Here is a 13,602-nt window from a genome sequence, read left to right as displayed (position 1 = left end):
CAGGCCCGACATGACGGGCGTCGACGGCGTGTCTGGCGAGCGCCTGCCGCCCTGCTCACGCTTCCCCGAACGCGCCGATCTCCGCCACCGTCAGCTGCGACGCCGGGAGCGCCACCGCGTCGAAGGTCACGCGCAGGTAGCGCGCGCGGCGCGGCGTGAACGTCACCCGCTGCGTCGACAGCGCATAGGCGATGTTGCCGAACTCGCCGCTGGCCGCGGGCTGCCAGCTCGTGCGGTCCGCGCTGGTCTCGCAGCGATAGCCGCGCGGCGGCGCGGTATCCTTCGCCACGGTGCGCGAGGGCGTGAGGCTGAAGCCGGTCAGCGTCACCGCCGCGGCGAGATCGATCGTCACGCTCGCCGGCGCGGCGGGGGAGGGCGCGGGGACGGTCCAGCGCGTCGCCGCGTCGCCGTCGATCAGCGCCTCGGCGCCGGCGCCGCTCGCCGCGACGATGCGCCACTTGTCCTTGGCGAGTACCGTCGGGTCGGACGAGCGCACCGGCGCCACCGCAACCGGCGCGACCTGGCGGAACAGCGCGATCTCGCTGATCGCGGGGCAGGCGGGCGCCTCGACCACGCGCAGTCGCAGGCGCCGCGCCTCGCTCGGCCGCGGCAGGCGGATGATCCGCTGCGCGCCGATACATTGGTGCTCCGCGACCGTGCGCCAGGCGCCGCCTTCCTTGAGGTCGACCGCGAAGCGGGTCACGCGCACGCCGAGCGGGAGATGCTCGCGCAGGCGGATCACGTCGAACGCGCGGCCCGGCGGCAGGTCGAGCGTCAGCGTGGGGGTGGTGACCGCGTCGGGCGTCGACCAATAGGTGTCGCGCCGCCCGTCGAGCACGCGCGCCGCGGCGAAGGCCGGCGCGCGCTCGGCGCTGGCGTGCGCCACCGCGCCGCGCGCGAGATCGGTCGCATAGGTCGCCGCCTGCGCGTCGCCGAAGCTCTTGAGCACCGCGACGTCATGATCGTGGAGCCGGCCGCGGCGGTCGGGCGGCAGGTTGAGGTTGAGGTTGGTGCCGCGCCCGACCGACTCGTCGTACAGCCGCAGCAGCCGCGCCGGATCCTTGACCTTGGCGTCCTCGTCGGCGTGGTAGAACCAGCCCGGGCGGATCGAGACGTCGGTCTCGGCCGGCCACCACAAAGGCGCACCGCGCACGCCCGAGTTGCCCTCGCTCTGCACGTAGGGGTGGTTGGGCATGGTCGGCCAGCATGGGTCGCCCGCGACGCCGTCCTCGTTGCCGACCCAGCGCACGTCGGCGCCGAGCGGGTCGAAGGTGCACGCCATCGGCTGGTGCTGGTGGACCAATGCCACGATCGAGGGCCAGTTATAGTATCTCGGCGCGTCGATCTTCCGTGCCTCGCGCGCGCCGCCGTAATAGCCGTCACCGCCGTTGGCGCCGTCGAACCAGAATTCGAACAGCTCGCCATAGTTGGTGCAGAGCTCGACCACCTGCTTGCGGAAATAGTCGACATAGCCTGGGCGGCCGTATTCCGGATGGTTGCGGTCCCACGGCGAGAGGTAGAGGCCGAAGGCCAGGCCGGCGCGCCGCGTCGCCTGCTCCATCTCGCGGACGATGTCGCCCTCGCCCTGTTTGTACGGGCTGTTGCGGATGCAATGTTCGGTCAGCCGGGTCGGCCAGAGGCAGAAGCCGTCGTGGTGCTTGGCGGTGAGGATGATGCCGCGCATGCCGCCCGCCTTGGCCGCGGCGACGATCTGGTCGGCGGAGAAGTCGGTGGGGTTGAACAACGCCGGGCTCTCGTCGCCGTAGCCCCATTCGCGATCGGTGAAGGTGTTGATCGAGAAGTGGACGAAGGCATATTGCTCGCGCGCGTGCCAGGCGAGCTGACGCCGCGACGGCGTCGCGCCCCAGGGCCTGGGCGCGCCGACGCGCTGCGCGGCGGCCGGAAGCGCGGCGGTGGCGGCACCGGCGGCGAGCAACGCGCGGCGGGTGAGGTCGGTCATGGGCGGCTCCAGCGTGAAGAGCTAGTGCCCCGGCGAAGGCCGGGGCGCAGTATCGGGTCGGGGAGAGCGGCGACGTCCCTCAAGTCGGCCCCGGCCTGCGCCGGGGCACCGCGTCATGAGGGCACCCGCCCGAACGACGGCGGCCGGTCCGCCATGGCGCGGCCGAAGCCGCGCACCGGCGTCGCGCTCATCGTGAAGCGCAGAGTACCGCCCTTCACCAACTCGGCGTGGCTGATCCAGCTCCTGCTCCACGGCCGACCGTTCCACGCTACCGCGGCGACATAGGGCGTGTCGGCGCGGTTGCCCGGCGCCTCGATCACCAGCCGCCTGCCGTCACCGACCCGCAGCGTCGCGCGCTCGAACAGCGGCGAGCCGAACACATAGGCCGCCTCGACCGGATCGACCGGGTAGAAGCCCAGCGCCGAGAACACGAACCAGGCGCTCATCTGACCGCAGTCGTCGTTGCCGATCACGCCCTTGGGCGCGTTCTGGTACATCTCGACGCAGAGTCGCCGTACCATCGCCTGCGTCTTCCACGGCGCGCCGACATAGGCGTAGAGATAGGGCGCGTGCTGGTCGGGCTCGTTGCCGTGCGCATATTGGCCCACCAGCCCGGCGATGTCGGGCGGCGCGTTCTTGGGCAGCGTCGAGGGGGCGGTGAACAGCGCGTCCAGCTTGGCCTCGAACGCCTGGTCGCCGCCGATATGCCGGATCAGTCCGTAGACGTCGTGCTGGTTGAGGAAGGTCGCCTGCCAGCCGTTCGCCTCGGTGTAGTCGCGCCACCACGGCTTGGGCATGTGGCCGAGCTGGATCGGGTCATAGTCCTTCCACCAGCTGCCGTCGGTGAAGCGCGGGCGCGCGAAGCCGATGGAGGGATCGATCACGTTCCGCCAATTGCCCGAGCGCTTCGCCAGCCGCTCGGCGTCGGCGCTCTGCCCCGCGGCGCGCGCGAGGTGCGACGAGGCCCAGTCGTCATACGCATATTCCTGCGTGCGGCTGACGCTCTCGAACCAGGCGTCGGCCGGGACATAGCCCTTGGCGTCGTACAGGTCGCGGCCCTTGCTGTTGTCGAGATCGGGCGCGGCGAAGTCGAACGAGCGCTTGCGGATCGCCGGCCAGGCCGCGGCATAATCGGCCGGGATGCCCTTGGCCTGCGCCTCGGCGAGCACCGAGACGCCGTGCCAGCCCATCATCGTCCCGGTCTCGATGCCCTGGAGCGGCCAGACGAGCGGACCATAGGGGCTCTGCTGCGTCTGGCGGACGAGGTCGCGCACCAGCGCGCCGGCCTGATCGGGCGCGACGAGCGTCAGCAGCGGGTGGAGCGCGCGATACGTGTCCCACAGCGAGTAGGTCGAGAAGGCGCGCTCGCCCGCGGGGACTCGCTGCGGCTTCCGGTCGAGCCCGATATAGCGGCCGTCGACGTCGGAGAAGAGCGTCGGCGCGACCATCGCGTGGTACAAGGCCGAGGCCATGATGACGCGCTGATCGGCGCTGCCGCCCTCGACCGCGATCGCGCCGAGCTGCTCGGCCCAGCGGCGCGCGGCGGCGCGGCGGACCGCGTCGAAGTCCCAGCCGCGCGCCTCGGCGGCGAGGTTGGCGCGCGCGCCCGCGACGTCGACCGCGGAGATGCCGCAGCGCGCGAGCAGCGGCGCCCCCCCGGCCTCGTCGAAGTGGAGCACCGCCTTGACGCGCTTGCCCTGCACGCCGCCGGCGCCGGCAGGCTGCTCCTCGTCGTCGTCGCCGTAGAATGTGACCCGGTCGGGCCGGCGCGAGAGCTGGAGCGCGAAATGGACGCGCCGCCCCTTGGCCCAGCGATGGACGCGGCGGCTGCCGGTCAGCGTGCCCTCGGCATCGAGCGCGAGCGAGGCCTCGTCGATCAGCGGCTTGGCGTCGCTCTTGTCGAGGACGAGGTGCGACAGGTCGACCAGCACGTGCGCCGCGCCCTCGGGGAAGGTGTAGCGGTGCCAGCCGGTGCGCTCGGTCACGGTGAGCTCGGCGAGCACGCCGCTCTCGAGCTTCACCCGGTAATAGCCGGGCTCGGCGAGCTCGTCCGAGTAGCGCTGGCGATAGCCCGCGTCGGGGTCGGCGAGCGGGCCGGGGGTGAGCTGGACCGGGCCGCGTGTGGGGACCAGCAGCACGTCGAGCATGTCGCCGATGCCCGTGCCCGACAGGTGCGTGTGGCTGAACCCCATGATCGAGCCGTCACCGTGGTGGTAGCCCGAGCAGGTGTCCCAGCGCTCGACGTCGGTGTCGGGCGAGAGCTGCACCATGCCGAACGGCAGCGTCGCGCCCGGGTAGGTGTGGCCGTCGCCGCCGGTGCCGACGAAGAGGTTGGGTGCGATGCGCTGCGTGCGGGCCGCGGCGGCGAGCGGGAAGGGGGCGGCGAGCGCGGTGCTCGCGGCGGTGGCGAGCAGCGTACGGCGGCTGAGCTGGAGGCGGGCCGGGCGCGGCGCGTAGGTGCGAGTCGCCACACCACCCCGGCGGACGCCGGGGTCCGGTTGGGGCAGCCGTGGTGACTTGGCACCAGCGTCCCCCACCTGGGCCCCGGCGTCCGCCGGGGCGGGGCCGATCATAGCGAGTGTCTCGACCTCATCCCGCCCCATCACATCGGTCCCGCCAGCAGCGCGGGCTGCGTCGTCGCCAGCCGCACGATCAGCTCGCCGAACAGCCCGTTGGCCCAGGCGAACCAGTGGCGCGTCCACGTGGTCGGATCGTCCTGGTCGAAGCTCTCGTGGATGAAGCCCGTGCCCGCGTCGGTGTCGCGGATCGTCCTGAGGCAGGTGCGGATCACCGCCGGGTCGCTGGTCGACAGCGCGCGCACGATCAGCGACATCGGCCAGATCTGCCGCATGCCCGCATGTGGCCCGCCGATCCCCTCACCGGCGCGGCCACGGAAGAAATAGGGATTGTCGTCGCTCCACGCCGCCGCCTCGGTGCGGCGCCACAGCGCGTCGTCGGGGGCGACACAGCCGAGATAGGAGAGCCCCGACAACGACGGCACGTTGGCGTCGTCCATGAAATAGGCGTTGCCGTAGCCGTCGACCTCATAGGCCCAGACCTCGCGTCCGTCGCGCAGCTTCATCGTGCCGTAGGCGCGCAGCGCCGCGTCGACCTCGTCGGCCAGCGCGCTCGCCTCCTGCGCGAGCGCGGCGTCGCGCTTGGCCTCGTTCGCCACCGTCGCGAGTCCGCGCAGCGCGCTCACCGCGAACAGGTTCGACGGGATCAGGAAAGGATATTGGCAGGCGTCGTCGGACGGGCGGAAGCCCGAGACGATCAGCCCGACCGGCTTCATCGGATTGCCGTAGCCGCTGAGCGGCATCGTCTCGGTGTTGCGGTCCGACACGCGCAGGAAGCGGTACGGCCCCGGTCCGTCCTTGCGCTGCTGCTCGCGGAACGTGCGGATGCTCGCGCGCGCGCCCTCCGCCCAGGTGGCGTCGAACGGGCGCGCGTCACCCGTCGCGCGCCAATATTGCAGGGCCAGCCGCATCGGATAGCAGAGCGAGTCGATCTCCCACTTGCGCTCGGCCACGCCCAGCTTGAGCTCGGTGACGTCCTTGAGCGACCATTCCAGTGTCGTCTTGGCGCGCGGGTCCTCGAGATAGGCGTTGGCATAGGGGTCGATCAGGATGCAGCGTGCCTGGCGCGCGATCAGCCCGCGAAACAGCTCCGCCAGCCGCGGGTCGGCCTTGGCGAGATGGACGTAGGGCGCGACCTGCGCCGAGCTGTCGCGCAGCCACATCGCGTCGATGTCGCCGGTGATCACGAAGGTGTCGGCGCGCCCGTCTACCGTGCCCAGCCGCACCGTCGTGTCGAGCGTGTTGGGGTAGCAATTGCCGAACATCCAGCGCAGCTTGGGGTCGCCGATCTTGGCCGAGACGCGCTGCATCTCCTGCTCCACCGCGCGGCTGGTGAAGCGGCGTTCGCCGAGCGGCGGGCGCTTGCTGGCGAAGGCCGCGGGGGTGGCGGCACGCGCGACGGCGGGAGCGGTGGCCAGCGCCGCGGCGGCGCCCACGAAGGTGCGGCGATCGATCGTCATGCTATGTCTTCTCCTAGGTCGTCGTCCCGGACCTGGTCCGGGATCCACCGCGCCGCGCGCGCCGCGATCGCGAGGTGCGCTGCGAGGTAGGCCCCGGAACGAGTCCGGGGCGACGAGGTGGTAAGGCGAGGCGCCTTCACTTCGGCAGGTCTTTGTCCTCGCCCGTTAGAGTCACGTCGGTCCAGCTTCCTTCTCCATCGCCCGGCTGACCGCCGCCGACCCACACGCGATAGGCGCCGGGCGGCACGTGGCGGCGACCGTCGCGCTCGACCACGCTGAGGAAGCGCGGGTCGATCGTGAGCCGCGCGGTCCCGCTCTTGCCCGGCCTAAGCGCGATCCGCTGGAAGCCGGCGAGCTGGCGCTGGAGCACCGGCGCGGTGAAGCTGCCTCCCTTGGCGGCGGGCGGCACGACATAGGCCTGCACCACCTCCTCGCCGCCGCGCTGGCCCTGGTTGGTGACGCGCGCGGTGAGCGTCAGCGGCGCGCCGGCGGCGAGCGTCGCTGGCGCGCTCACCCGGTCATAGCCGAAGCGGGTGTAGCTCAGCCCGTGGCCGAAGCCCCACAGCGGCGTGCCGGTGAAATAGCGATAGGTCCGCTCCTTCATGCCGTAATCGACGAAGGCGGGCAGGTCGGTGGTCGCCTTGTAGAAGGTCACCGGCAGCCGGCCCGACGGGTTCGTCGCGCCCGAGAGCACGTCCGCCAGCGCGGTGCCGCCAGCCTCGCCGGGGTACCACAACGCCACGATCGAGTCCGCCACCGCGGGATCGACCGCCACCGCGCTGCCGCTGGCGAGCACCAGCACGATCGGCTTGCCCGCCGCCTTGAGCGCGGCGAGCAGCCGCTGCTGCGGCGCGGGCAAAGCGATATCGGTACGGTCGCCACCGACGAAGCCGGGCACCTGCACCTGGAGCGCCTCGCCCTCGAGGTCGGGCGAGAGCCCGCCGACCACCACCGCCACGTCGGCGGCACGCGCCGCGGCGACGGCCTCGTTCAGCAGCGCGTCGGCGGGGGGCAGCCACAGCAGGCGGAAGCTGTCGTCCTCGCTGCGATGGTCGAGCGTGAGCTCGAGCGGCTGCGCGCTGCCGTCGCTGTCATAGTCGATCTCGACGCGGCCCTTGGGCAGAGGGCCGTCGTGGAGGACGCGCCCGCCGATCGTCAGCCGCGCGCTGTCGTGCGTGGTGCAGTTCTTCCAGCATTGCGTCTGGTCGAGCACCAGCCGGTAGCGTCCCGCCGCGGGCGGCTGGAGCGCACCCGTCCAGCGCGCGACATAGCCGGTCACCGGCAGCTCTGGCGTCGGGGCGGCGCGGTTGAGGTCGAGGTCGATCGTGCGCGCGGCGGTGGGCGCGATGGTGCGGTCGCCCGCGGTATAGCCGACCGTGAGCCCCTTGAGCGCGGTCTCGGGCAGCACCACCGGGGCGCCCTCGGCGAGTACCGACCCCTGTGCGAAGGTCGCACCGGGGAAGCGCGCGCGCACGCCCTGGAGCGGCGTCACCGGCTGCGCCGCGGTGCCGTGGTAATTGCCCTGGAGAACGCCGAGGTCGTCGGCGTTGGCGCCGATCACCGCCACCTTGGTGCCCGCCGCGAGCGGCAGCCGACCCGCGTCGTTCTTGAGCAGCACGATCGCCTTGCGCGCCGCCTCCAGCGCCACCGCGCGGTGGGCGGGCGTGCCCACCTCGCTCGCCGCGATCCGCGACCAGGGGCTGGTCGCGCCGAACGCGATGCCGAGTGCGCGGCGCGCCTCGAGCGAGCGGATCAGCGCGCGATCGACCTCCTGCTCGCTCACCAGCCCGCGCTTCACCGCCTCGGGCAGCGCGCCATAGGTGTTGCCGCAGTTGAGATCATCGCCGCCGCGTACCGACACCGCGGCCGCCTCGGCGGCGTCGAGGCGATAATGGTGGAAGAGGTGGACGTTGGCGACCGCGTCGCAGTCGGAGACGGTGAAGCCGGTGAAGCCCCAGTCGCGCCGCAGCCGATCGTTGAGCAGCGGCGAGGAGGCGCAGGCGGGCACGCCGTGGATCGAGTTGTAGGCGCACATCAGCGAGCGCGCCCTGCCCTCGGTGATCGCGAGCCGGAACGCGGGAGTATAGGTCGCTTCCAGGTCCTGCGGGCTGGGATCGACGTCGAAGCTGTCGCGCCCGGCCTCCGGGCCGCTGTGGACGGCGAAATGCTTCGGGGTGGCGATCACCTTGGGATAGAGCGGGTTCGGACCCTGCAGCCCGGTGATGAAGGCGACGCCCAGCTTGCCGGTGAGATACGGGTCCTCGCCATAGGTCTCCTGCCCGCGGCCCCAGCGCGGATCGCGGAAGATGTTGATGTTGGGGGACCAGATCGTCAGCCCCTGGTAGATGCGGCGGTCGGCATCCACCGGCTGCGCGTTGAAGCGCGCGCGCGCCTCGGTCGCGACCACGTCGCCGACGCGGTGGACCAGGTCGGTGTCCCAGGTCGCCGCCATCCCGATCGCCTGGGGGAAGACGGTGGCATAGCCGTTGCGCGCCAGCCCGTGCAGCCCCTCGTTCCACCAGTCATAGGCCGGGAGCTTGGCCTTGGCATCGGCGGGCGCGGTGCTCTGCAGCTGCGCCGCTTTCTCCTCGATCGTCATCGCCGCGACGGTCGCGGCCACGGGGTCGGCGGCCTGCGCGAGTAACAGCCAGATCACTTGCTTCCTCCCAGCGAGCGCACCACCAGCGCGCGCTTCAGCGCGGCGTCCGACGCGGCGGACTCGATCGTGACGGTGCGGCTCTCCCCCGGCAAGAGGTCAAAGCCGTCATCCGATGGTTGCGCCGCGGTGGCGCCGAAGTCGAGCATCACCGCCTGCGCGAGCTTGCGCGCGGTGACGGTGACGCTGCGCCCGTCCCAGCGCGCGCTGAGCCCGGGGTCGGGCCAGCGCATCGCCTTGGGTAGCACGCGCTCGATCACGCGGCGGCTCACCACCGCGTCGCCGATCAGGAGCTCCGCCACGGCGTAGCTCGCCTCGGCCGGGGCGGCGGCGAACAGCTCGGCGTCGGCGATCGACGCCACCTCGGCGGCGGCGAGCGGGGCGAGCGTGAGGTCGCCGCCGCGCTCGCCCAGAGCGCTGCCGTCAGTAGCGAAGGCGCGCACGCGCCAGCGCGCCGCGATCGGCTGGGTCGCGTCGGACACGGCCGCGACGCGCAGCTTGCCGTCACGATGCTCCGCCACGATCGCCTGCGGCGCGAAGAAGCGACGCGCGGCGTACTGGAGCAGTTTCCACCGCCCCGAGTGATCGATGCTGGCCCAGGAGATCGCGGGCCAGACGTCGTTGAGCTGCCAGAAGAGCGAGCCCATGTTGGTCGGCCGGCAGGCGCGGTGATGCAGCGCGGCCAGCTCGATCGCCTGCATCTGGTTGACCTGGGTGAGATAGACGAAGTCGGCCAGGTCGCGCGGCTCGCCGAGGCGCTCGCGCAGGTAGAACATCAGCCGCTCGTTGCCCTCGCCGGCGAGGAACTTCTGGTGCGCGCGCAACACCGGCGCGTCCGGCGCCAGCTCCAGCGTGCCCGCGAAGTCCTTGATCGTGGCGAGGTCCGGGGCGCCCTGAAAGCCGTACTCGCTCATGAAACGCGGGCAGCTGTCGAGGTAATTCTCGACCGGCTTGGAGCCCGACCAGACGTCCCAGAAGTGGCGGTCGCCCGCGGCGTCGGTGTCCACCGGGCCCTCGTAGCCGGTCGAGGGCGAGCCGGGCCAGTAGGGGACCGCCGGGTCATAGTCGCGCACCGCGTCGCGCAGCACGCGATCGAACAGCACCGCCATGCCGGTGCCGATCCGCTCCTGCTCGTCCGCGCCGACGCGCTTCTTGAACGCCTTGCGATCGGACCAATTCTCCCAGCCCGACAGCACCTCGTTGCCGCCCGCCCACAGCACGATCGAGGGGTGGCCGGAGAGGCGCGCGACCTGCTCCTCGGCCTCGACGCGGACGTTCTCGCGGAACGCCGCGTCGGGCGGGGTGACCGAGCCGCCGAACATGAAGTCCGACCAGATCATCAGCCCCATCTCGTCGGCGGCGTCGAAGAAGGAGTCGGGCAGATAGTGGCCGCCGCCCCAGATCCGCAGCATGTTCATGTTGACCGCCTTGGCGTCGCGCAGCAGCCCGCGCATCGTCTCAGCCGTGACGCGCGACGGGAAGCTGTCGAAGGGGATCACGTTCGCGCCCTTGGCGAAGATCGGGATGCCGTTGACGCGGAAGCCGAACGCGCCGTCGCCGCGGATCAGCTCGACGGTGCGCAGGCCGATGCGGCGCTCGGCGCCGTCGCTGGCGGTGCCGTCCTCGACCAGCGCGCCGGTGACGCGGTACAGCGGCTGCGCGCCATAGCCGACCGGCTGCCAGCGCTGCGGCGACGCGATCGCGAGCGGCACGGTGACGCGGTTGAGCCCGGGGGCGAGCGACACCTTCTGCTCGGCGGTGACGGCCTTGCCGTCCGGCCCTGCCACCTGCGCGCGCAGCGTCGCGGTGCGGGCGCGGTCGGCGATCACCTCGAACTTGGCGGCGAGCCGCGCCTCCTGGTCGTTGAGCGCGACCTGCTCGACCGTCATCCGGTCGAGCCGCGCGTCGTCCCACGCCTCCAGCCGCACGTCCTGCCACACGCCGATGTTGACGATGCGCGGGCCCCAGTCCCAGCTGTAATGGTATTTGGGCTTGCGGATGTAGGGCGAGGTCTGCTTCCCCTTGGGCTCGTCGCCGAACGCCGAGTCATACTCGCCCGGCAGCGGGTTCGCCTCGGCGAGCACCATCGGCTGGAGCTTCCTGATGGGCGAGGCGAAGGCGATCGTCACCTCGTTGCGACCGGCGCGGAGCCACGTCTTGGCGTCGACCCGCCAGCGGCGGTGCGCATTGTCCGCGGTGAGCGCGACCTGGCCGTTGATCGAGACGGTCGCGAACGTGTCGAGCCCGTCGAACACGAGGTCGAGATGGTCGCGCTGGAGCATCGCGGGCGTGACGTCGAGCACGCGCTGATACTGCCAGGCAGCCAGCCCGGCCCATTGGATCGCGGCCTCGTTGGTGCGCAGGAACGGGTCGGGCACCTGGCGCGTCGCGATCAGGTCCTGCTGGACGCTGCCCGGCACGGTCGCGGCGAACCAGCGCGCGGCGCGGGGATGCGCCCTGGCCGCGGCGGCGTCGGCGGGATCGATCCGCACGCGCCAGCCGGCGTCGAGCGGGGTGACGGTCTTGGGAGCGGCGGCCGCGGCGCCGGTGACGAACAGGAGCGGCAGGCAGAGCAGGGCAGTGCGACGCATCAACGACGGTCCGTGAGGCTGACCCGCTCGACCGCGTAGAGCGGCTCGGTGAGCGGGGCGGTGAACTGGAAGCAGAGGTCGCGGTCGCCCTCCGTCGCCGGCAGCGTGCCGGTGAACCGCAGCCGCTGCGGCGCGCTCGCGGGATCGGGCAGCGGGAAGCTCGCGGCGATAACGGGGCGTGGCGCGTCGGGCACGGGCTTGCCGTCCTTCATCGCGGGGCAGCCCAGCGTCACCAGCAGCTCGCCGTGCGGGGTGACGTTGAAGTGGCGGCGTACCTTGTCGACATCGTGCGCCAACCCGTGGTTGCGCGCCAGCCGCGCCACCTCGACGGTGAAGCCGCCCGCCACGTCGAGCGGTGCGGCGGGATAGACGCTGCACAGGTTGAAGATATTGACGTCATAGGTCGGCGCGTTCGCGGTCGCGTCGGCGGTGAGCGGCACGCGCAGTCCGCGCGTCTCGCCCGGGCAGGCCGCCAGCTCGCCCGACACGCGCGTGAGCAGCGCCTCGCGCCCCGTGTCGAACGCGCGCGGCGCGGCCAGCGCGGTGCCCGCGGCGTCGAACGGCGCCGCGCGCACCGTGTGCCCGAACGGCAGCGACAGCGGCGCGGCGTAGCGGCGCGATTTCGGCGTCGGCGCCGAGCCGTCGAGCGTGTAGCGGATCGTCCCCTGCGGCGCGTCCTGCGCGAGCGTCAGGCCGACCTTCTTGCCGCGCAGTGCCTCGCCGCGCGTGCCAGCGAGCCGGAAGTCGACCGCGGCGCTGGAATCGGCCACCTCGACCCCGCCGCGCTTCCAGCGCGCGACCTGCGGCTGGAGCCGCGTCAGGAAGCCGGCGAAGTCGCGCGGCCGCTCGATCCAGCTGTTCTCCGCCAGCGCGGCGAGGCGCGGGAAGATCGAATGCTGATACTGGTAGGGCGTGACGAGATACTCGCTCCACAGGTTCATCTGCGCGCCGAGCACGTGGCCCGCCTTGGCCGGGTCGAGCCCCTTGGGCATGGGCTCATAGGCATAGGTGTCGGCGAGCGTCTGCACCTGGATCGGCCCGGGCGGCTCGTCGGCGCGGTGGCTCTGGAGATAGTTGATGTACATCGTCGGCGCCGGCGAGAGCACGACGTCGTGGTTCTGGTTCGCGGCGTCGACCGCGCCCTTCTCGCCGCGCCACGACATCACCGAGGCGGACGGCGGCAGACCGCCCTCGAGGATCTCGTCCCAGCCGATCAGCCGCCGACCCTTGCTCGACAGATAGGTGCCGAGCTCGTCGATCAGCCAGCTCTGCAGCGCGTTCTCGTCCTTGAGGTTGAGCGCCCTGATCTGTGCCTGCACCGCGGGACTGCGCTCCCACTGGTCCTTCACCGCCTCGTCGCCGCCGAGATGGACATAGGTGCCGGGGAACACGTCGATCAGCTCGTCGAGCACCTGCTTGACGAAGGCGACGCCCTCGGGGCCGGGATTGAGCAGATAGGGGAAGATGCCCCAGCCGTTGCCCGTCTCGGGCCGGTCGCCGAGCACGCCGAACTCGGGATAGGCCGCGACCAGCGCCTGCGCGTGGCCGGGCAGGTCGATCTCGGGGACGATCGTGATGCCGCGGTCGGCGGCGTAGCGCACTAGGCCGCGCAGCTCGTCCTGCGTGTAGAAGCCGCCGTAGCGCTGTTCCGGCGCCGCGCCGCCGGTGGAGGGCGGGGTGCGCCACGCGCCGACCTCGATGAGCCTGGGATAGCGCTTCACCTCGAAGCGCCAGCCCTGGTCGTCGCTGAGATGAAGGTGGAGCGTGTTGAGCTTCACCGCCGCCATCTGGTCGACGATCTTCTCGATCTCGGGAAGCGGGAGGAAGTGGCGCGCGGTGTCGAGCATCAGCCCGCGCCAGGCGAAGCGCGGCGTATCCTCGATCGTCATCGCGGGGACGCGCGCGGGCTGGCCGAAGCGCGCGTCCGGGCTCAGCAGCTGGACGAGCGTCATCGCGCCGTGGACGAAGCCGGGCGCGGCGGAGGCGGCGACGCGGACGCCGTCGCGCGCGACGATGAGGCGATAGGCCTCGTCCCCCTTGATCGAGGGGTCGGCGACGAAGCGGATGCGTGCGGTCGCGGCCTCGGCGGGGGCGAGCGCGATGCCGCGCGCGGTGCGGACGTGGTCGACCAGCAGCCTGGCCGCGGGCTCGGCGAGCGGCGTCTCCGCGGCCACGCCGGTGCCGGCGGCGACCGTCAGCGTGCCGGTTCCGCGCGTGATCGACTGCGGCATGGGGAGCAGCTTGGGTACGTCACCGTCGCGCTGCGCCGTCGCCGGCGTCGCGATCACCAATGCCGCCCCGATCGAGGCCCCCAGCGTGCTGCGGATCATGCCCACCCCTTGGTTACGTTTTGGTATTA

Annotated in this window: 6 protein-coding genes; all 6 read right to left on the bottom strand. The window is 72.0% G+C overall.

Annotated elements, in window-relative coordinates; genetic code table 11:
* Positions 1–55: 55 nt before the first annotated feature.
* The 6 genes from FHY05_RS01080 to FHY05_RS01055 all read right to left on the bottom strand — a co-directional run bounded on the left by FHY05_RS01080 (position 56) and on the right by FHY05_RS01055 (position 13,573).
* Positions 56–1,960, bottom strand: a complete 1,905-nt coding sequence (locus FHY05_RS01080; protein WP_183942578.1) for an alpha-L-fucosidase — start codon at positions 1,958–1,960, stop codon at positions 56–58.
* Positions 1,961–2,073: 113 nt separating this feature from the next.
* The gene (locus tag FHY05_RS01075; protein ID WP_311732337.1) at positions 2,074–4,431 is read right to left on the bottom strand and encodes a GH92 family glycosyl hydrolase; all 2,358 of its coding nucleotides are present in this window, start codon (positions 4,429–4,431) and stop codon (positions 2,074–2,076) included.
* Positions 4,432–4,562: 131 nt separating this feature from the next.
* The gene (locus FHY05_RS01070) at positions 4,563–5,996 is read right to left on the bottom strand and encodes a glycoside hydrolase family 125 protein (protein WP_183942577.1); all 1,434 of its coding nucleotides are present in this window, start codon (positions 5,994–5,996) and stop codon (positions 4,563–4,565) included.
* Between the two features lie 136 nt (positions 5,997–6,132).
* Entirely contained in the window at positions 6,133–8,595 is a 2,463-nt protein-coding gene (locus FHY05_RS01065) for a glycoside hydrolase family 3 C-terminal domain-containing protein (protein WP_183942942.1), read from the bottom strand.
* Between the two features lie 53 nt (positions 8,596–8,648).
* Positions 8,649–11,243, bottom strand: a complete 2,595-nt coding sequence (locus FHY05_RS01060; protein WP_183942576.1) for a glycoside hydrolase family 2 protein — start codon at positions 11,241–11,243, stop codon at positions 8,649–8,651.
* Positions 11,243–13,573: a beta-N-acetylhexosaminidase gene (locus FHY05_RS01055; protein ID WP_183942575.1), complete on the bottom strand. Its 2,331-nt coding sequence runs from the start codon at positions 13,571–13,573 to the stop codon at positions 11,243–11,245. The genes FHY05_RS01060 and FHY05_RS01055 overlap by 1 nt, the downstream gene beginning before the upstream one ends.
* Positions 13,574–13,602 lie beyond the last annotated feature (29 nt).

This window comes from Sphingomonas sp. BK580, assembly GCF_014194975.1.
Lineage (GTDB): Bacteria > Pseudomonadota > Alphaproteobacteria > Sphingomonadales > Sphingomonadaceae > Sphingomonas.
This window is presented reverse-complemented; position numbering and strand designations above follow the sequence as displayed.

Excerpts from the sequence above, each read along its gene's own strand:
- FHY05_RS01080 (WP_183942578.1), bottom strand. The coding sequence starts at position 1,960 with ATGACCGACCTCACCCGCCGCGCGTTGCTCGCCGCCGGTGCCGCCACC.
- FHY05_RS01070 (WP_183942577.1), bottom strand. The coding sequence starts at position 5,996 with ATGACGATCGATCGCCGCACCTTCGTGGGCGCCGCCGCGGCGCTGGCC.
- FHY05_RS01065 (WP_183942942.1), bottom strand. The coding sequence starts at position 8,595 with ATGACGATCGAGGAGAAAGCGGCGCAGCTGCAGAGCACCGCGCCCGCC.
- FHY05_RS01060 (WP_183942576.1), bottom strand. The coding sequence starts at position 11,243 with ATGCGTCGCACTGCCCTGCTCTGCCTGCCGCTCCTGTTCGTCACCGGC.
- FHY05_RS01055 (WP_183942575.1), bottom strand. The coding sequence starts at position 13,573 with ATGATCCGCAGCACGCTGGGGGCCTCGATCGGGGCGGCATTGGTGATC.